The following is a 19833-nucleotide window of genomic DNA, read 5'->3' as shown; positions in this document are numbered from 1 at the left end:
TCCTCAGCCGCCGACCAGCGGCACGAGCCGCAGGAAGGTCACGGCGCTGTCCTCCTTGACGGTCAGAACCTCGTCGAGGTCGACGATCTGACGGCCGTCGAAGATCATGAAGAAGCCGTTGCTCGCGAACGCCTTGAGCGCGACCGCGATCAAGGTTTCGCTCTTGATCGGGCGCAGGCGTTTGACACCCGGACCATATGCGCGCGGGCCGTTCAACGCTCGCTCGACCCCGCCGGGCGCGACCAGCCATTTGTTGCGCGCGTCGCGGTCGGCGTCCTGGGCGGCGATCGTCCCGTCAAGGCGCGCGCGTTCAACGGCATTATGGATGGCCAGGTCCGCCTCGATGCGGCAGCGGATCAGGTCGCGGGCCGTCATTCGTTCGGCCGGCAATTCGAGCCGGTGGCGCAACTGGCGCTCGGCGCCGGGCCGCTGCTCGTCATAGATGTCCAGCACCGCACTCATGCATCGCTCTCCCGGCACGCTCGCGCAGGTAGAATGACCTAACGGGGATTACGATTCTGAAAATGCGCTCGGTTGGGATGGAGATGTTATGCTCAATTTTGGATTAAGCATGCGGGTCAAATGCTGAAGGTCGGACGTCCGAATCGTTCCCAGCTTGAAGGTTGTGTGGAACCGTGCCACGCATCGCTAGATGCGTGACCCCTACGAGCCCAAATTCAATTTCTTGAAGGCTGTCGCCGCCGGAGAGGCGCCGCTGTCTGGATCGTCTTGGCGGCCGCAGCATCATAGCGCCGCGGCGAAGCAGTAGTGCCCATCTTTATCGGCCGTGGCGCGCCATTTCTGCTAGCAATTTCAAGCGCTGTTCTGCGCCATTACCGTAAGCGTCGCGAGGAGGGCGCACGGGCAAGATTGCGCACGCCCCAAGAGCGAAACCCTTTCTCGGCCAGACGAAGCCAGCCGGAAATAAATCAGGTCTAAGTTTCCGCGAGCTGCCCCGTCCAATCCAATTCAAAAGGGGAGGATCCGATGAAAGCAGCGCTGCTGGCATTATCGCTTCTTGGCCACCCTGCGGTCCTGATTTCAGACCGCGTGCCCATCCTGAACGTGGAAGCTCTTTGCAGGGACGTTTCTGCCGACGACAAGGCGTCGGGGCTCGCCCTGGCGCAGGACGCCGGCGAATGCATGCGTGACGAGACACTCGCACAGCAACAGCTGAGTAAGACCTGGCTGACCGTTCCTGCTCCGATGCGTGACACTTGCGAAGGCGAGGCTTCGCAAGGGGGAATACAAAGTTATGTCGATCTGCTCACCTGTCTGCAGATGGCGGGCTGGGACAATCCGGCTCCATCACCGGCGGTCCCGCTCAGAGGAGCGAGCAAGACGCGGAACGCCAAGAACTAATTGCGCCAGGAATTGGTTCGCAAAGACCTCGCTAAGCTGCTGACTGCAGTTCTTGGCGATCTGGACGCTGTTCGCCGGATAAGACGATTCGTGACATCCCTGCGCCGAGATCAATGAGCGATCGCTGCGGGAGCGGTCATGTGGCATCTGACGAAGCGCTGGATGTGCTCCGGCACCGGCACGGCATCGATGTCGCAACGTGTCTGGATTTCCTCCGCGAGCTCTCTCGAGATGTCCTTCGACAAGTGGGCGTTCGGGTCGAAGGCAATGATGCGGACCGGATCATTGAAGTGACCGTCGACAAGGCTGGCGATCATGGTTTCGAGATCGGATCGTTCGACCTCGAGCTTCAGGCGTGCGCGGCCGGGCCATCCCACGACGTTGTCGACGATCAGATAGACGATTCTGTGAGCCGCACTCCGATGAGCCGCACGTACGCCGGCCATCGGCACCAAGCCATTTCGAGCCATACTCGTCTCCAATGCAAATAGAGCCGATTCTCTGTCCCGGCGGAACCAGCCTGAATTGATCGAGCACAACGATATGTAGTCCGGGGCGGCTAGGGAGCCGCATCAGGACCAAAGTACGATCAGGACCTAAGTAGGATGACGCGTCGATAGCCCTCGGTAAGATCGGCCCCGCTGAAGGGCGAGGACGCTGCAATCGTGCACGCAGCCGGCCCGGCGAACCGGAAGGGATGCGATGCAATGTTCGTGACCGTCGTTGCAATTCTCTGTCACCTCGGCGGCGCCGCCGCGGGCAGTTGCGTCGAGGAGATCGTGACCGACAGCAGCATGACGCCCGACATCACGTTTCAGGACTGCATGAAGGGGGCGCAGGCGCCGCTTGCGAAGTGGATGGGTGAACATCCGCTGTATCATTCGAACTGGCGGATCGAACGCTACAAATGCGTGCCGGGTCACTATGAGATCAAGGGCCGGGCATAGCGTGTGACGTGATCCGGCATCGGTGTGCGCAGTGCACTTTTCCGTCTTGCGATCTTTCTCAGGTTCGCAACGGCGCCCTATACTCGGTCGCGAGAGTCTCATCGGTCGAGGTGCGGCTGACGAGATTGAACAGCGGCGTGAGGACGAGTGTCAGAACGAGGTTGAGAACCACGGCGTACAGCGCCGAATAGCCGGGAAAGCTGAAGTCGCCTACCGCAAGAGCATAGGTCGGGGTAAGGTTCGCGGCGACGAACATCGCGGTCCCGGCAACAATTCCCGCGGCCCATCCGACGAAGAGTGCCCAATCGTTGAACCATCGCGTGTAGACGCCGAGCATCACGGCAGGCAGCGTCTGGATGATCCAGATTCCACCGAGGAGCTGCAGATAGATCGCAAATTTCGACGGCACGAACACGATGAAGGCCAGCGCGCCGAACTTGACGATGAGCGACACCAACTTTGCCATCTGCGCTTCCTGCTTGTCGGTGGGCGCGTCATTGATGAATTCGCGGTGAATGTTGCGCGTGTAGAGATTGGCGGCAGCGATCGACATGATCGCGGCCGGTACGAGCGCTCCGATGCCGATGGCTGCAAAGGCGATGCCGACGAACCATGACGGGAAGCTGTGCAGGAACAGGGCCGGCACCGCAAAGTTGTTGCCGAACTGTTTGAAGCCGGTCGCGTATTCGGGAAGATTGCCGACCCCTGCGGCAATGGCGAAGAAGCCGACCAGCGCTAGCAGGCCAAGCATGAATGAATAGGCCGGCAAAAGTGCCGCGTTGCGCCTGACGGCGTGTCCGCTGCTGGCGCTCAGGATGCCCGTGATCGAATGAGGGTAAAGGAAGAGCGCCAGTGCCGATCCGAGCGCCAGCGTCGCGTAGGCGCCGTACGCGCCGGTCGTGTTGGCGCCGGGCGTAGCCAGCAGCAGTTTCGAATCCGGTACGGCTGCGAAGATCTTCTCAAAGCCGCCTAGCTGTATGGGAACGAGGACGATGGTGGCGAACGCCGTGATGTAGATCAGGATGTCCTTGACGATGGCGATTGACGCGGGGGCCCGCAGTCCGCTCGAATAGGTGAAGGCGGCGAGGATGATGAACGCGAACAGCAACGGCAGGTCGCCACTATAGCCCTCGCCGGAAACGCCCATTCCTCCGATCACGACCTGAAGCCCGACAAGCTGGAGCGCAATATAGGGCAATGTCGCGACGATGCCGGTGACCGCCATCGCCAGTGCAAGCCAGCGATTGCCGAAGCGCCCGCGGACGAAGTCGGCGGCCGTGATGTAGTTGTGCCGGTGGCAGACGTACCAAAGCCGCGGAAAAACCAGGAAGAGGATGGGATACGCGATGATCGTATACGGGACGGCAAAGAAGGCGACCGCACCGGCCCCGAAAGCCAGCGCCGGAACGGCGATGAAGGTGTAGGCCGTGTAGAGGTCGCCGCCGATCAGGAACCAGGTGACGATCGTGCCGAAGCGACGTCCGCCAAGCCCCCATTCGTGCAACTGATCGAGATCGCCCTTGCGCCAATGCGCCGCGGCGAAGCCGAGCCACGTGATCAGGGCAAACAGCACCAGGAAGATGATCAAGGCAGTCCAGTTGACGTCCTGCACGGCATTCCTCCCGATTGGCCCTCCCGCGTTATTGTTTCCCCTCGCGTGATTGCACCCGCGACCGGACTATTCCTCCGTCGCGAAATAGACGATCGCGGTCAGGATGGCTCCAACGATGACCCAGAGAAGCTGGTACCAGTAGAAGAATGGGATGCCGATGAGCTCAGGCTCGGCCATGTTGTAGAACGGCGGCCAGAGAACGGCGACGAATTGAATGAGGAGGAGCAGGTACCACCAGCTCCATCCGGTACGTTTTTCGTCCTGCCGGCCGGTGGCTGATTCCCGGATGCTAGATCTCGAACCGACGCCATTTGACATGCAGCCCTCCTTCACCGAGGTGCGCCCATGCCGGTCGATGATGCGGAAGGTGGCGCAGCTATCGCGAGAATCCCGGCAGCGATGCCTGGATCTCGTCACCTTCCAACGCGGCCTTCTCATCCGCGTCGTCGTAACGCATCACGTGTTCCCGGGTTCCATCTTCTTTCGGTTATGGCGGGCCTTCAGCGCGCGGAGATCGCCAGCGCCAACGGGAGGTGGCGCGACGTGATCGATGACCTGCCCGTTGCGTTGGGTGCATCAGGAGGAGGTCGTAAGGTACTTCGTTCCTTGAGGCTCTATCCGAAATCGCGTGATTCGTTTGATGTTCAAATGACTTAGCCGAGTGCATAAGCCTCACGGCGGCAAATCGCCGGCTACTTTGCATGGGGTTGTTTTCGATGTTTTGCTTTCCGGCCGCCCCCTCAACTGCAGCCGCCGCATCCACCGCCACCTCCGCCGCCCCCACCGCAGCCGCCGCCACCATCGCCACCACTGCTGCTCATCGTCTGCGAGGCGGCATAGACGGGGGCGTAGGGCGTCCCCGACAGGACGACGGCACCCGAGAGCGCCACGGCGAGCAGCAGCTCGTGATCGCGCGGCGCGCGCGAGGCTCGCGCGTTGGAGGTCTGATAGCTTGCGAGGGCCTCTTGGCCGGCTCGCGTCCGTATGGGGCGCTTCGCCAGCATGATGCCCCCGATCACTGTGGCGTCGAGCAGGACAATCAGGATCCCCACCGGGTGGTGCCGCTCTGCGCCGACGGCGGCCTTGATGGCTCCGAGACCCAGAAGAAGCACGACGAAAGGGAGGACCGTCATATGGAAGGACGTCATCTGCGCGTCGGTCGGGGTGTAGCCGAGCTGTTGCAGGCGCCCCTGAATCTGCTGGACGATCGGCCTGACCGCCGTCTGGAACTGCTGGCGCGACATGTCCGGCTGGATATCGAGCGATGCCGGCCTGCGCACGATCGTCGTCAGCGGCGTCTGGTCGGTGACGGTGATCGTGCGACCGTTCTGGGCGATGGTGGCGCCGTGCCCCGACGTTAGGCTGAGCAGGATCACATCGCCGAGGCGCCGTGCGCCGCCGGCGAGATAGGCCAGCTCCAGCGCGTTCAATTGGCGCGTCGCGTTCGCGGCGGGACCGATCGTCGACCTGAAATGGTAACCCAGCAGGAAGATGATGGCTGCGCTGGTCAGATAGAGAGTCAGGAAGGGACCAGCCGTCCAGTCCAGCGGATTCCACGTCATCTGTTCGTCCTCATCAATCGATCGCGAATCCATGCGATCGGTCTGGGGATGATAAGCCAGCGGCGGCGGTCCGTCACATGATAGCGTTGGCGCCCGAAGCGCAGATGTGTCGCCGGCCACAGCCCCGCGCTCGGCGGCCCGAACACGCGCTCATGCAGCGCGAGCGTCTCGGCATATTGCCGGCGATAGGTCACCTGAGCCTCGGGCCCGCCGGGAGTGGGATCATGGTGCAGCGGGGCCTGTAACCTCTCGGCGCACCAGATCGTCCAATAGTCGCGCGAATAGACGAGATGCTGGTGCCAGACCTCGTCGACGATCTCGCTCGGCGTGACCGGCGTCGGCGAGACGACGGCGAGAAAGCAGAAGCGGCGATAGGCCTCGACGGCCGCGCGAGCTTCCTGCACGCTCCAGCCGTGGTCGCGCGCGAGGCGCCGGGTGAAGTTCAGCGGCGTGTCGGGCTCGAAATCATGCTGCCCAATGCGTCGCCACAGCGCCTCGCGCGCCGGCGTCCAGACCGGCTCGCCCGTCTGGATGACGATTTTGAACTGCTGGCGCTGCAACCGAGGCTCCCGATGGATTTCCGCGCAGCATGATAGCATGGGATCGCGCGGACGGGATGACGGTCGAGCGACGAGCCGGCCGCGACACAAGCGGCGCAGCCGAGTGCGACGCTGCGCTGTGGTTCATCTTGCAAGGTGTTTTCGCCCAAAGGCGGAGCGGCAGGCGCGCTCTCAGGCGGCCGTACCGTCGATCGAGCGACGGATTACCCGCTGCACGTCGGCGTTCGACAGAAACAGATCGTGGTTGATGATACCCCAGCCCGCGTCCGAGGCGTCGATCACGCGCACGCCAAGCCGCTCGATGGCGGCCTTCTCGGCGGCGCCGACCCGTGTCATTCCGCCGGCGATTTGCCCCGACAGCGCCAGTGCGCGATCGTTCGTTGCGGCAATCACGGTGATCTTGCCGGCAAGCGGACCCATGCGCTGGATCGCCGACGAGAACACGTCCATGTCGATATCGGGTGCGGCAAACACGATCGCGCCGATCTTGCTGGTCACCGTATCGCCGTATCGCGCATAGAGCTGACGCAGGCTTTCGAGCGTCAGCATGGTCCCCATGCTGTGCGCAACGATGTGCACGCGGCCGCCGGTTGGGGCCGACACGATGGACGAGAGCACGCGCTCAAAATCGTCGCGCGACCACATCGCGCTGTCGCGGTCATAGGCATAGTCGAACAGTCCTGCCTTGGAGGGCCAGGAGAACACCATGGTCCGGCCGCGGAACTTGATCCCATCGGAGAGATGGGCGGCATCGAGCGCCGCCGTCTCGAATGTCTGCTTGAAGCCGTGCACGTAGATCAGCACGTCTCCTCCCCCGCCGGCCTGCGCAAGGAGATCGCCAGCGTCGGCCGACACCGGTTCGACCCGGTCAAGGCGCCAATCGCCAAGTCCGACCGCGGCGAGAGAAAGACGGCTCTCGTCCGGCGCCACCAGCTTTGCCCGTGCGACCGTCATTGTGGTCGCGCGCTCCGGCCCGAACCAGGGTTTCGTGCGACCGCCGTTCACGGGCTTGCGCGTGGTGGTGACGAGCAGAGTGGGGTCAACGGAAAGCGACGACGCGTCATAGCGAGCGCCCGTCGCGCCCAAGCCCGTGCATCCGCCGAGTGCGAGGATGCCAAAGGACGCGAACCCTCGCAGGAGCGCGCGGCGCGACACGTGAGTTTCATGTTGCAGAAGATGTCGGACGATCACACGGAACCTTCGGGAACACTGCCCACCGTTTGCCCCGCTCCGCTAGCTCCGTGAATGATGATGGCGGCGAGAAAAGGGCGAGCCCGGTTCCGCTTCGATCAGAGCCGATAAACCTTATCGCTGACGTCGACGCGGAATTCGTGCCACAATTTCAGGCCGGTTCTTCTCGAGCCATGCCATGGCGTCCGGTCCGTCGACGACACACTCGAAGGTTTCCCAGGTCGGGTCCTCCAGGGACTCCTCTTGAAGTCGCTTGGCCGCATATTCCATGAGGTCATGCAAGCCTTCGTATCCTCGTCGGCGTTCGAGTGACTCGGCAATTGCGGCACTCGTCCATTCGCGCCGGGCGAGATCGATGATGCTCGGAGCGTCGGCCTCGCTGAACCAGGGCGTGGCATCGAACTCGAGACAGACGACGTTGTCGGCGGTATGGCAAGTCGCATGGATCATGGGGTCCCTCCGTTTGCGGGCGCGCGTCAGCCCTTGACCAGATCTCCCAGCAGGTTCGCAGCCACCGTCAGCTTGGCGAGCGTCAGGCCGCTGGCGGCGATCTCCTCGACCGAGCGGCGGGTGCGCGTCGCTTCGGGGTGAGCCGTGAGCCAGATCTCGACGGCTTGCTTGCCGGACTGGCCGGTCGCCAGCATATCCGCAGCCAGTCGCCTTTCGGCCGCTGCGATCTGGTCGACGGCGCGGTCGATGGCGAGGCGTTCGAAATAATCGTTGGCCGGGACGCTGCGGGCGGCGGCGATGATGCGATCGAGACGGAAATTGGCTTCCGCAGCGAAGAAGGTCGCGGCGGCATCCCCGATGGCGCGGCTGGTGCGTTCGGCGACCGTCACGATATCGGGTGCCGCGACCAGGGCGTCGAGGTCGGCGAGCTCGCTGGCAAGGCTGGCCGGGACACCGGCCTCAGTGAGGTCCTGCCGACGCTTGCTGCGCACGGCCTGCAAGTCCGGCGGCAGCGAGTTGTCGAGGGAGGCCGTGGTCTCGCGGATGCCCGGCCCGAAACGTGCGATCACCGCCTCCAGGCCATCCCTGAAATCGACATTGCGCACGTACCAGACCATGCGGGACAACAGAAGGTCCTGGATCGTCGCGTAGAGCGACAGCTGCAACTGCCCGTCGATGCAGGCGTCGAGCTTGTCGATCGCGTCATTGAGCCATTGGAGCCCGTAGGATTCATCCACCGCCACATAGGCCATGACGATGGTAGGGATATCGGCATCGGTCTCGTCGATCAGGCGCACCATGCATGCCGGGCCGCCGCGGTTGATGACGGCATTGGCGAGGCTGGTCGCGATGATCTCCCGTCGCAGGCGGTGGAATTCGACCGCTGTCGGGAATTTGTCCTGGACCTCGCTCGGAAAATACTGGGACAGTTCGCGGGCAAGATAGGGATCATCAGGCACGCTGGTCACGAGCAGGTCATCGTAAAGCGTCAGCTTGGCGTAGGCGAGCAACACGGCAAGTTCGGGCCGTGTCAGGGACTGCCCGCGCCTCACCCGTTCGGTGATCGCCGCATCGTCCGGCAAGAACTCCACGGCGCGGCTGAGCAGACCGCGCTGCTCGAGCGATTGCATCAGGCGTGTGAGGAAGCCGGTCTCGGCCACGCCCTTGCGTTCTGCGAGTGAGAGCGCCAGCGTCTGCAGATAGTTGTTGCGCAGCACCAGTTCGCCGACCTCGTCGGTCATCGCTGCAAGCAGGCTGTTGCGGTCGGCGGGGCTGAGGCGCCCCTCGCGCTCGGGGCGCGCCAGCGCAATCTTGATATTGACCTCGACGTCGGAGGTGTTCACGCCGGCCGAATTGTCGATGGCGTCGGTGTTGAGCTTGATGCCCTTCTGCGCCGCTTCGATGCGGCCGCGCTGGGTGACGCCGAGGTTGGCGCCTTCGCCGATCACCCGGGCGCGGACCTCAGTGCCGGTGATGCGGATCGGATCATTGGCGCGGTCGCCGGCCTGATCGTCGCTTTCCGAGGACGAGCGGATATAAGTGCCGATGCCGCCAAACCAAAGGAGGTCCGTGCGCGCTTTCAGGATTGCCGTCATCACTTCGAAAGGCGTCGCCTGCGGCTTGTCGAGATCGAGCAGGGCGCGCACTTCCGGTGCGAGCGGGATCGCCTTCAGTGAGCGCGGGAACACACCGCCGCCTTGCGAGATCAGCGACTTGTTGTAGTCCTGCCAGCTCGATCGCGGCAGGTCGAACAGGCGCTGGCGCTCGGCGAAGCTGGTCGCCGGATCGGGCGAAGGATCGATGAAGATGTCGCGGTGATCGAAAGCCGCCACGAGCTTCGTCGCCGGCGAGAGCAGCATGCCGTTGCCGAAGACGTCGCCGGACATGTCGCCGACGCCGGCGACGGTGAATGGCATGGTCTGAATGTCGGTGCCGAGCTCGCGGAAGTGGCGCTTGACCGCCTCCCAGGCGCCGCGCGCCGTGATCCCCATCTTCTTGTGGTCGTAGCCCTGGCTGCCACCGGAGGCGAAGGCGTCGCCGAGCCAATGATTCTTCTCGGCCGAGATCGCGTTGGCGATATCGGAGAAGGTGGCGGTGCCCTTGTCGGCGGCGACGACCAGATAGGGATCGTCGCCGTTATGCCGCACGGTCGAGTCGGGCGGCACGATGTCGTCGCCGTCGAGGTTGTCCGTCAGTTCGAGCAGAGAGCGAACGAAGATGCGATAGGCTTCCGTGCCTTCGGCCATAAAGTGGTCGCGGTTGGAGGGGGAGGGCAGGCGCTTGGGCACGAAGCCGCCTTTGGCCCCGACCGGCACGATCACGGCGTTCTTGACCTGCTGCGCCTTTACAAGGCCCAGGATCTCGGTGCGGAAATCCTGCGGCCGGTCGGACCAGCGCAGTCCCCCCCGCGCAACCTTGCCGAAGCGCAAGTGAATGCCTTCGACACGGGGTGAATGCACGAAAATCTCGTACAGCGGTCGCGGCGCCGGCAGGTCCTCGATCCCGCGCGCGTCGAACTTGAATGAGATCACCGGACGCGGATGTCCGTCCTGGCCGACCTGCCACAAATTGGTGCGGATGATCGACTGCACCAGATTGGTGAACCGACGCAGGATGCGGTCTTCATCGAGCGAGGCGACGGATTTGAGCTGCTCCTCGATCTCTGCGAGCAGGGTCGTCTCGCGCGCCGCACGCTCGGCCTCCGTCAGGGTGAGGCGCGGATCGAGGCGGGCCTGGAACAGCGCGACGAGGTTGGCGGTGATCGCGGCGTTCTTGCGCAAGGTCTCCCACATATAGTCCTGGCTGAACGGAGCGCGAATCTGGTGCAAATAGCGAGACAGTGCCCGGATACTCGAGACTTCCCGCCAGCCCAGGGCTGTGCGCACGATCAGGGCGTTGTATCCGTCGGATTCAGCGCGATCGCTGACAACGGCCATGATCGATGCTTCCAGGCGATGGCTCAATTCCGGACTGATCTCGATCGGCTTGCCGTCGCTGGTTTCGATCGTCATGTCGTGTAGCCAGACCGGTTCGGGCCTGTTACCGGGCACGATCTGATAGGTGCGCTCGTTGACCACGCGCAGGCCGTGATTTTCGATCACCGGCACCCGATAGGACAGCGACAGCGGCGCGGCGTCCGAAAACACCTTCAGGCCGAAGCGCCTGGGATCGTCCTTGCCCTCGAAGCGGTGAACCGAAATCGTTACCGGGCGGGCTGCCGTCAGCCTTTCGATGGTCGCGATGTCGGCGACCGATTGTTCCGCCGTGAATACCTCGGCATAGCCGCCGCTAAAGGCCTGCGCATAGCGATTGGCGAGCATGCGCGCCCGCATGCCATCGGTTGACGCAGTCAGCGCGGCCTTCAGCTTGTCAGCCCAGGTTGCGGCAATGGCGCTGATGCCGGCTTCCAGCGTAGCGCGCTCGACGGCGGGAGTCTTCGCTTCATAGCGCCCGATGATGTAGTGGACCCGCGCCAATGCGCCTTCGGGGAAGGACACGTAGGAGGCCGACAGGGTCCCCCGGTAGGCCTGCGCCAGGAAATTGGCGACGCGCGTGCGCACGTCGGTGTCGTATTTGTCGCGCGGAATGAAGACCAGGATCGAGACGAATCTATCGAACTTGTCGACCCGAGCCAGCGCCCGGACGCGGGGGCGCTCATAGAGGATCAGGATCTCCATGACGAAATCGTAGAGCGTGTCGACGTCGATCTGGAACAGCTCGTCACGCGGATACTCTTCGAGAATGTGCATGAACGCCTTGCCCGAATGGCCGCTCGGATCGAAGCCGGCGCGTTGGAGCACCCGCGACACCTTGTGGCGAACATAAGGGATCTGTCGGACGGAGCGCGTATAGGCGCCCGAGGTGAACAGGCCGACGACGCGCAACTCGCCCTCGAGCCGGCCGTCGGGCGTGTAGAGCTTGATCCCGACATAGTCCATCCGGATGCGGCGATGGACGCGGCTGCTGACATTGGCCTTGATGACGATGAGCAGGGTAGGCTCGCGCATGAACTCGCGAATCTCCGACGTCATCACCACCATTTCGTTGCCGCGGCGCAGGACCTTCGCATCGGGGTCGCTCAGGATGCCGAGGCCTTCGCCAGTCGTGATGTCATCCGACGCATCGCTGTCGGGCGAGAAGCGATATTCGCGCACGCCCAGAAACGTGAAATTGTCGGCACACAGCCATTGCAGGAATTGGTTGGCCTCGGCGACCTCGTCGATTGGGAGCGGCGGCGGGTTGGACGTGAACGTCTTGATCGCTTGCTCGACGCGGTCCCGCATGGCTCGCCAGTCGGTGACGCAGGCGCGCACGTCGTTCAACGTCCGGGTGAGGCCGACGATCAGCTTCTGCTGGTCGGCCTCGGCATCCAGGCGGGTGATGTGGAGATGAATCAGGCTCTCGCGCGCGCCCCTTGCCCCTTCCGGCAATGCTTCACCGTAGAAACGCAGGAGCTTGCCCTGGTCATCGCGCTCCACCGCGATGATCGGGTGAGCGACGAGGGTGACCTCGATGCCCTGCTCGGTGAGCTCCGCCATGGTGGAGTCGAACAGGAAGGGCATGTTGTCGTTGAGAATTTCGAGTACGGAAATCTCGCGCCCGTCCGGCATCGCCGGATTGACGACGCGGATATCGGCACTGCCAGCCGTGCGTCGCTGCACATGCTCCCAGGCTTGCTCCGCGAGCAGGGCCAGCGAGGAGGCATCGTAATTGGCGAGGTCCTCGAGATTGGTGTAGCCGAACAGAAGCTCGGCAAAGGCCCGAGGGCTCTTGCCCGGCTGAATGCTTCCTGCCGCATCGTGGATCAGGGTCGCCCGGGCCTTGTCGTCGCGCCACGCCATCATGTCCTCCCTTGCCCGCGCCGTTTGGGCACGGAGCCATCGACGTCCCTCCGGCCGAGCCGGCGTTGCCTCAATGGTGATGGGCCGACACGCCCTTGACGCATTGGGTCAACAGATCGGTGGTGGCGGATTGGCCGACATCACCCAGGCTGATCATGCCGACCATCCGCTTGCTCCTGTTGATCACGGGCAGCCTGCGGATCTTCAGCGTCTCCATGTGATGCACGGCCTTCGCCAGATCGTCGTCTTCCCGGCAGCAATGGATGCCTTCGGTCATCACGTCCCGCGCTGTCATGCGCGCGGCGTTGAAGTCCTTGATTGCAAGGCCTTTGCAGACGATGTCGCGATCGGTCACCATCCCGATCAGATGGTCGTCTTCACCGATCGGAATGCAACCGATGTCGTGCCCTTGCATCAACTTCGCGATCTCGGTGATCGGGGTGTCGGGGCTGACCCAATCGACGCCCTTGTGCATCACGTCCCTGACTTTCATGAGGACCTCCGTTGCGAACGCAGCCCCGTCGCGTGACTATACAACAAACCGGGCGCGACCGCACGCGCGATGCGACGAGGGCGCATCGGTGGATCATCTCGCGTCGCGCCGCGTCAGTCGTGCACGCTGAAGCGTCCATGCGGCGCATTGGCCGTCAGGCGCGCGAACTGCGCATGCGTCAGCTGGAGCAGCGTCTCGTGATCGCCGGCTTCGATATAGACCTCGGGCTGGGCCTGGATGGTGTCATCGACGATGAGATCGAGCCCGTAGCACCTGCCGACGGCCGGCACTGCTCCGTGCGCGCAGTCGGCGAAGATCCGATTGATCTCGGTTTCGTTGGCCATCGCGAGATCCTCCCCGAGCCTCTGCTTCAGGTCCGGCAGGTTGAGATGGTGCGATGCCGGCACGACCGCGAGCATATAGCCGCCGTCATGCCGCAACACGACGGCCTTGGCGAGACGATCGCCCGACACGTGACAGGCCTGCGCCGTGCGCGTCGATGACATGGTGAGATCGTGCGGGATCTCGGCATAGTGGATTTTCTCGGCGGTGAGATATCGGTGCAGTGTCGGAGCAATGGACATGGCGTGCTCTCCGATGGGTATGCAAGCCGTCCACCGTGGGCCCTGCCGCACGATAGGCGGCCGCGTGATTGGCTGGGCTCAAGATAGGCGTTGCGGTCGAATGCCGCAATTCGTCACTGCATCGCGACACGATTCGATTCCAGCCACCTCGTAGTTAGACAGTATTGCCGACCTATCTGCGAACCGCGGGGATCGCGCCGGCTCGTCGGTCAACCCATTCCTCCTGCGGAGGGTCGTGTGCCATGCGCACGCCGATCAAGCCAATATGTCGCGACGGCAAGCACAACCCAGCAGAGATTGTAGAGAAGGCCGCAGCAAATCACCACCCAGCCCGGGATCGGGCCGATTGCGGCGCGATCGATGAGTTCATCCAGGTGAGTCGCCATTTGCGGATGGATCGCGAGTTTGCCGACATAGGCCGATGTCTGGATCACGATGATCCAGATGTATGTGCGGCGAATACGACGTCCGGCGGCGCGAACGAAGCTGATATGATGACGCGGATGCAGGTAGTCTTCCGCGAGGATGGTTCGCCAACTCGCATCGTCCTCTCCGCGTTTGCCGCTCAGGATCGGAACGTACCAGTGTGTTTCGAGGAAGCGCGCCCGCGCGCGCCAGACGTTGAAATAGCGATAACGGCGCGCCTCGAGTCCGAGAAAGACCGCGAGCAGCATGCCTATCAGGATGAGCGGCAGCGCTGATGCTTCTTTAGACGAGAATGTCGACGACAGGGCGATGCCCAAGGTCACGATCGACCAGTTGGTCGTGTTGTCGAGGCGTGTGCGCCAGATGGTGCTGCGATAGATTTCGCCGCGATAGAGGTGGGCAATCGCACCGAATTCAGCTGGGTTCAGCTCTTGGACTTCACGTGTGTCTTCTGCGGGCCTGAGCATGGCGCGAACCACCCGAGACCAGTGAAATTTCAGGTCGTGCTTTCGACAGCGACCCGATGATACTACCACAATTCTGCTTCGTTTGGACAATTCCGCGATCGATGCCAAGTGAGGCGTGCGCACTTCACGGCGCAGATCACCCCCAACCCGCAACGGGCGCGGTCGTTCACTTCATCACACGCACACCCTTCGTCGTGAAGCGCTGCGTCCGGCCACCCGGGCGCACGGGACGTCGCGTTCCGGCGGCCTTGCCAGTGCCGGGCGGCTGGTGGGCGGGCACGAGCTGGTCGGGGCGGGAGCCGATCAGATCGGCACGGCCCATCTCCTTCAGCGCCTCGCGCAGCACCGGCCAGTTGTCGGGGTCGTGATAGCGCAGGAACGCCTTGTGCAGCCGGCGCTGCCGAAGCCCCTTGATCGCCTCGACCTTGTCGCTGCCGCCGCGACGCACGCCGCGCAGCGGATTGACGCCGGTGTGGTACATCGCCGTGGCGGTCGCCATCGGCGAGGGCAGGAAGGTCTGCACCTGGTCGGCGCGATAGCGGTTCTTCTTGAGCCAGAGCGCGAGGTTCATCATGTCCTCGTCGGTCGTGCCCGGATGCGCCGCGATGAAATAGGGGATCAGGTAATATTTCTTGCCGGCCTGTTCTGCTGCGGCATCGAACATCCGCTTGAAGCGGTTATAGGCGCCGATGCCCGGCTTCATCATCTTGTCGAGCGGGCCGCGCTCGGTATGCTCGGGCGCGATCTTCAAATAGCCGCCGACGTGATGGGTGACGAGCTCCTTGACATATTCCGGGCTCTCCACCGCGAGGTCGTACCGCACGCCGGAAGCGACCATCACCTTCTTGATGCCCTTGGTCTCGCGCACCTTGCGATAGAGCCGGATCAAGTCGTCGTGCGAGGTGTTGAGGTTCGGGCAGATCTCGGGGAAGACGCAGGACGGCCGCCGGCACGCCGCTTCGACCTTCGGATCCTTGCACGCCATCCGGTACATGTTGGCGGTCGGACCGCCGATGTCGGAGATCACGCCGGTGAAACCCGGCGTCTTGTCGCGGATGCGCTCGATCTCGCGCAGGATCGAGCCTTCCGAGCGGTTCTGGATGATGCGGCCCTCGTGCTCGGTAATCGAACAGAAGGTGCAGCCGCCGAAGCAGCCGCGCATGATCGTCACCGAGAACTTGATCATCTCCCAGGCCGGAATCCTGGCATCGCCGTAAGCCGGATGCGGCGCGCGGGCGTAGGGCAGATCGTAGACCGCGTCCATCTCCTCGGTGGTCAGCGGGATCGGCGGCGGGTTCAGCCAGAGGTCGCGATCGCCGTGACGCTGGACGAGTGGCCGCGCATTGCCGGGATTGCTCTCCCGGTGCAGCACGCGTGAAGCGCGCGCATAAGCCTCGCGGTCCTGCTCGACCTGCTCGCAGGCAGGCAGCCGGATCACGGTGTTACCGGGATGGCGAGCCGCGCCCTCATCGGCGGAATCGAGATCGTCCGCGTGCAGCTCGGTGTAGTCCTCGGGCGCGCGGCGGAACAGCGCTGTGCCCCGGATGGAATCGAGATCGCGGGGCGCCGTGCCCTCGGCGAGCCGGTGGGCCACCTCGACGACAGCACGTTCCGCATTGCCGTAGAGCAGGAGATCCGCCTTGGCGTCGGCCAGCACCGAGCGGCGCACCTTGTCGGACCAGTAGTCGTAATGCGCGATCCGGCGCAGCGAGGCCTCGATGCCGCCGAGCACGATCGGAACGTCCTTGAAAGCCTCACGGCAACGCTGAGCGTAGACGATCGTGCAGCGGTCCGGCCGCCTTCCGCCCTCGCCGCCGGGCGTATAGGCATCGTCGTGGCGCAAGCGCCGATCCGCCGTGTAACGGTTAACCATCGAATCCATGTTGCCGCCGGTGATGCCGAAGAAGACCTTCGGCTTGCCCAGCGCCTTGAACGGCTCGGCCGAATGCCAGTCCGGCTGCGCGATGATGCCGACCCGGAAGCCCTGCGCCTCCAGCAACCGGCCGATGATCGCCATGCCAAAGCTCGGGTGGTCGACATAGGCGTCACCCGTCACCAGCACGATGTCGCAGGCATCCCAGCCGAGCGCCGTCATCTCGGCGCGGCTCATGGGGAGGAATGGGGCCGCCTTGCGCGGCCGCGCCTGGGCCATCAGGGGCCTCTCGGCGGTCATGATCTGGGTGTTCATGGCGCTTACCGATAAGACCCCGGGCTGCCGAATTCAACCGACGGACGCGTCAAGGAGGCATATTTGCCGGCGTAGCGGTCCATTTTCCGAACCCTCCATCCGGGACTCAAATACGACGGAACCGAGGTAACGTTGCATTCACGGGGCTTCGATAGCGTTAGGCCGATGTGGGCAGAATGGCGGCAGTGGGGATCATGAAGACGGCGGAATTGGTCGAGCTGGCTGCGGGGCAAACCGCGCGCCCTGGATCGGCATCGACCATGCCGGAGGATGCGGGGATGTGGCACCTGCCGACGGCACCTTCCCCGCCGCTGGCGGGCGAGTTGACGCTCGACCAGATGCTGCTCAAGCACGTTCCATGTGGCATCGTGATCATCGATTGCGCAAGCCAGCGCTTCCTGGACTTCAGCGATCGGGCGAGCGCCGATCTCGGCTATTCGCGCGAAGAGTTCGCGCGGTTGTGTCTTGCCGATCTGATCTGCAGTGACGGGCCGGCGGCCCATGCTGGCGATACGACGGAGCGCCTCGCACGCAGCCCGAGCGCAACCATTGCGCTTCATCGCCACAAGAGCGGCGCGATCCTGCCGACCGAAGTCGTCTGCAAGCCGCTCAACTGGCATGATCGAGAGTGCACGCTGGCGTTCTGGACCGATGTGACCGAGCGGTTATCCCTTCAGGAACGCCTTACGATACAGGAAAGATACTATCGCGCGCTGCTGGCCAGCATTCCGATGCCGGCCTGGCTGGTAGGCGTGGATGGCCGCTTCATGGCCGTCAACTCGGCCTATCTAGCGAATATCGGCCGCACAAATCCGGACGAATTGATCGGAAAGCGATTTCACGATGTCTGGCCCGCTCACGTGGCCGAGGATCTCTGGGAATCCAATCGTCGTGTGATGGAAACCGGGCTGCCGCACCAATATGAAAGGCGGCTCATCCTGCAGGGAAGCGAGCACATCGTGTCCGTCTCGCTGTCTCCCATCCTCTCGGAAGCCGAGGTGATCGGGGTTGCCGGCGCCGGCCACAACATTACCGATCTTCGGAAAACGATCGAGGAATTGCACGAACGGGAGACCGAGCTTCGGACGCTTGCGGAGAACTCCCCGGATAATGTGATCCGCTTCGACCGCAACGGACGCTGACCTACATCAATTCCCACTATGCACGAATGATCGAGCTTCGCCCCGAAGCCGTCTACGGAAAAACCTTGAACGAGATCTGGCCCTCTGCCGGAGAGGGCCTCGCTCGCTTCATCGAAGCTATCGACACGGTGTCCACCACCGGTGAATCGCAGGTGCTTGAAATGCAGGTTCCGGTCGAGAGTGCAGTACTGCGGATGCACCATATCTCGATCGTCGCGGAGTGGGACCGCAACGGGGCAGTCCAGGGCGTTCTGGCGATCGGGCGCGATATTACGGAACGGCGCAGCATGGAGGAACAGCTCGCGCAGCGGGAGCAGGAGTTTCGGGCGCTTGCCAAGAACTCGCCGGATGCGATCGTCCGGTTCGACTCCGGATTGCGACGGCTCTATATCAATCCTGCGGCACAGGCGATCACCGGTCCCGCCTACAATTATGGCGTAGGGTGCACGCCGGACCACGGTTCGCCGGTTATCGACGTCGTGAGATTCAAGGCGCTGCTGCAAGAGGTGTTCGACCGCGGCGAGCAGCGCGAGGCCGAGTTCAAGGTCAGAAAGGTCGATGGGATCGGCACGGTGAACGCGCGTTTCGTTCCGGAGGTCGGCGAGTCGGGACAGGTGCAAACCGTGCTCGCGGTCTCCAGGGACATCACGGCCTCCGTCAACCAACGTGAACGCATCCAGCGGCTCGCCTATTCCGATTCCCTGACCGGGCTTGCCAATCGCGCCTTGCTCTACGATCGCGTCCGGGACGAGTTGAGTGTTGGGCCGAACACGCGTGGCGGTGTCGGCCTGATGCTGCTGGACATCGACCACTTCAAGGACGTGAATGACACGCTCGGCCACAGCCGTGGCGACGAGCTGCTCAAGGAGGTTGCAAGCCGCCTGAGCGCCTGCATCCGCGAGACGGACACCCTGGCACGTCTCGGCGGCGACGAATTCGTCATTCTGGTCGCAAACATCCGGGACGATGCCGAACTGCAAGAGATCGCCGAACGCATCCAGCGCGCGATGGCTCCCGTATTCCGGCTGAGTGGGTCGGAATTGTTCGTGTCCTGCAGCATCGGCATCACTACCGTCGTGAGTGGCGAATGGGATATCGACGAGCTGATGGGATCGGCGGACGAGGCGCTCTACGAGGCGAAGCGGAACGGACGCAACAAGGCCCAGTTCTACCGGCCCGAGCTCTCGCAACAAACCATGGAGAAGGTCGCCCTCGGTCAGGCGCTTCGCCAGGCGCTCGATCGCCGGGAATTCAGCCTGGTGTTTCAGCCAAAATGCCGGCTCGGCGACGGCCATCTCGTGGGCGTTGAAGCGCTGCTGCGTTGGAAGCATCCGACGCTCGGTCCACTATCGCCGGACCGGTTCATCAGCGTCGCCGAGGAGTCCGGACAAATCGTAGAGATCGGTCGCTGGGTGCTCGAGAGGGCCTGCGCGGCCATCGTGCGGCAGAACAAGTACCGCGCCCAGCCCATCACCATGGCGGTCAACATTTCGCCGAGGCAGATCACGACCGGCGCATTGACCGAGCACATCGCGCCGGCGCTCGAGGCGAGCGGTTGCCCGCCCGCCTGGCTCGAGATCGAGATCACCGAAGGAATGATGCTCCAGGACAGCGAGAGCGTTCAGGAGACGCTTTCGGCGATCTCGCGCATGGGTGTCTCCATCGCCGTCGACGACTTCGGCACCGGCCATTCGGCGTTGGCCTACATCGATCGTTTTCCGATCAATGTTGTGAAGATCGACCGCTCGTTCACCATGAGCATCGACCGCGATCCCCGCAAGGCCGCCGTGGTCCGGGCCTTCGTTTCGCTCGCGGACGCTCTGGATCTGGACGTGGTGGCGGAAGGTGTGGAGACGGCGGAACAGGTGCGTCTCTTGCGCAAATTCGGCTGCGAGATCGGTCAGGGATATTTCTACAGCAAGCCGATGACCGCGCTCGCGCTCGCGCGACGATACGGACTCTGCAAGCGACAGCCGTGAGTGTTTTCGCAATCTCGACGACACCGAGT

General features: G+C 63.4%; 17 protein-coding genes. 4 read left to right on the top strand and 13 right to left on the bottom strand.

Annotated features, from left to right (window positions below):
• Positions 1-3 precede the first annotated feature (3 nt).
• Positions 4-462: a hypothetical protein gene (locus SO139_RS16270; protein ID WP_449378209.1), complete on the bottom strand. Its 459-nt coding sequence runs from the start codon at positions 460-462 to the stop codon at positions 4-6.
• Positions 463-987: 525 nt separating this feature from the next.
• On the opposite strand from SO139_RS16270, the gene SO139_RS16265 reads away from it, so the two are divergent.
• Positions 988-1362 carry a hypothetical protein gene (locus SO139_RS16265; RefSeq protein WP_449378208.1) on the top strand — a complete coding sequence of 125 codons (375 nt, stop codon included), beginning with the start codon at positions 988-990 and terminating at the stop codon, positions 1360-1362.
• Between the two features lie 110 nt (positions 1363-1472).
• Here the strand turns inward: SO139_RS16265 and SO139_RS16260 are convergent, their stop codons facing one another.
• On the bottom strand, positions 1473-1832 hold the full coding sequence (locus SO139_RS16260) for a hypothetical protein (RefSeq protein ID WP_449378207.1): 360 nt from the start codon (positions 1830-1832) through the stop codon (positions 1473-1475).
• A 237-nt stretch (positions 1833-2069) separates the two neighbouring features.
• Here SO139_RS16260 and SO139_RS16255 point away from each other — a divergent pair, with 237 nt between their 5' ends.
• The gene (locus tag SO139_RS16255; RefSeq protein WP_449378206.1) at positions 2070-2309 is read left to right on the top strand and encodes a hypothetical protein; all 240 of its coding nucleotides are present in this window, start codon (positions 2070-2072) and stop codon (positions 2307-2309) included.
• Between the two features lie 58 nt (positions 2310-2367).
• On the opposite strand, the gene mctP is transcribed toward SO139_RS16255, so the two are convergent.
• The 11 genes from mctP to SO139_RS16200 all read right to left on the bottom strand — a co-directional run bounded on the left by mctP (position 2368) and on the right by SO139_RS16200 (position 16683).
• Positions 2368-3921 (bottom strand): monocarboxylate uptake permease MctP, encoded by a 1554-nt coding sequence (mctP, locus tag SO139_RS16250; protein WP_449378205.1) that lies wholly within the window; start codon positions 3919-3921, stop codon positions 2368-2370.
• A 66-nt stretch (positions 3922-3987) separates the two neighbouring features.
• The gene (locus SO139_RS16245) at positions 3988-4239 is read right to left on the bottom strand and encodes a DUF3311 domain-containing protein (protein WP_449378204.1); all 252 of its coding nucleotides are present in this window, start codon (positions 4237-4239) and stop codon (positions 3988-3990) included.
• A 422-nt stretch (positions 4240-4661) separates the two neighbouring features.
• Positions 4662-5483 (bottom strand): TIGR04222 domain-containing membrane protein, encoded by an 822-nt coding sequence (locus tag SO139_RS16240; protein WP_498540224.1) that lies wholly within the window; start codon positions 5481-5483, stop codon positions 4662-4664.
• Positions 5480-6043 carry a glycine-rich domain-containing protein gene (locus tag SO139_RS16235; RefSeq protein WP_449378202.1) on the bottom strand — a complete coding sequence of 188 codons (564 nt, stop codon included), beginning with the start codon at positions 6041-6043 and terminating at the stop codon, positions 5480-5482. The genes SO139_RS16240 and SO139_RS16235 overlap by 4 nt, the downstream gene beginning before the upstream one ends.
• Positions 6044-6214: 171 nt before the next feature.
• Complete coding sequence (locus tag SO139_RS16230; RefSeq protein ID WP_449378201.1) at positions 6215-7234, bottom strand: alpha/beta hydrolase; 1020 nt, start codon at positions 7232-7234, stop codon at positions 6215-6217.
• 114 nt (positions 7235-7348) lie between these two features.
• Positions 7349-7684: a hypothetical protein gene (locus tag SO139_RS16225; RefSeq protein WP_449378200.1), complete on the bottom strand. Its 336-nt coding sequence runs from the start codon at positions 7682-7684 to the stop codon at positions 7349-7351.
• A 26-nt stretch (positions 7685-7710) separates the two neighbouring features.
• Complete coding sequence (locus tag SO139_RS16220; protein WP_449378199.1) at positions 7711-12525, bottom strand: NAD-glutamate dehydrogenase; 4815 nt, start codon at positions 12523-12525, stop codon at positions 7711-7713.
• Positions 12526-12595: 70 nt separating this feature from the next.
• Positions 12596-13018: a CBS domain-containing protein gene (locus SO139_RS16215; RefSeq protein ID WP_449378198.1), complete on the bottom strand. Its 423-nt coding sequence runs from the start codon at positions 13016-13018 to the stop codon at positions 12596-12598.
• Positions 13019-13131: 113 nt separating this feature from the next.
• Entirely contained in the window at positions 13132-13602 is a 471-nt protein-coding gene (locus SO139_RS16210) for an aminoacyl-tRNA deacylase (RefSeq protein WP_449378197.1), read from the bottom strand.
• A gap of 209 nt (positions 13603-13811) precedes the next feature.
• Positions 13812-14495, bottom strand: a complete 684-nt coding sequence (locus SO139_RS16205; protein ID WP_449378196.1) for a DUF2270 domain-containing protein — start codon at positions 14493-14495, stop codon at positions 13812-13814.
• 166 nt (positions 14496-14661) lie between these two features.
• Positions 14662-16683, bottom strand: a complete 2022-nt coding sequence (locus SO139_RS16200) for a YgiQ family radical SAM protein (RefSeq protein ID WP_449378195.1) — start codon at positions 16681-16683, stop codon at positions 14662-14664.
• 194 nt (positions 16684-16877) lie between these two features.
• Between SO139_RS16200 and SO139_RS16195 the strand changes: the two genes are divergently transcribed.
• Both SO139_RS16195 and SO139_RS16190 read left to right on the top strand, forming a co-directional pair.
• The gene (locus tag SO139_RS16195) at positions 16878-17825 is read left to right on the top strand and encodes a PAS domain-containing protein (RefSeq protein ID WP_449378194.1); all 948 of its coding nucleotides are present in this window, start codon (positions 16878-16880) and stop codon (positions 17823-17825) included.
• A gap of 26 nt (positions 17826-17851) precedes the next feature.
• Positions 17852-19804 (top strand): putative bifunctional diguanylate cyclase/phosphodiesterase, encoded by a 1953-nt coding sequence (locus SO139_RS16190; RefSeq protein ID WP_449378193.1) that lies wholly within the window; start codon positions 17852-17854, stop codon positions 19802-19804.
• The last annotated feature ends 29 nt before the right edge of the window (positions 19805-19833 follow it).

The organism is Bradyrhizobium sp. UFLA05-89, assembly GCF_059803475.1.
This window is presented reverse-complemented; position numbering and strand designations above follow the sequence as displayed.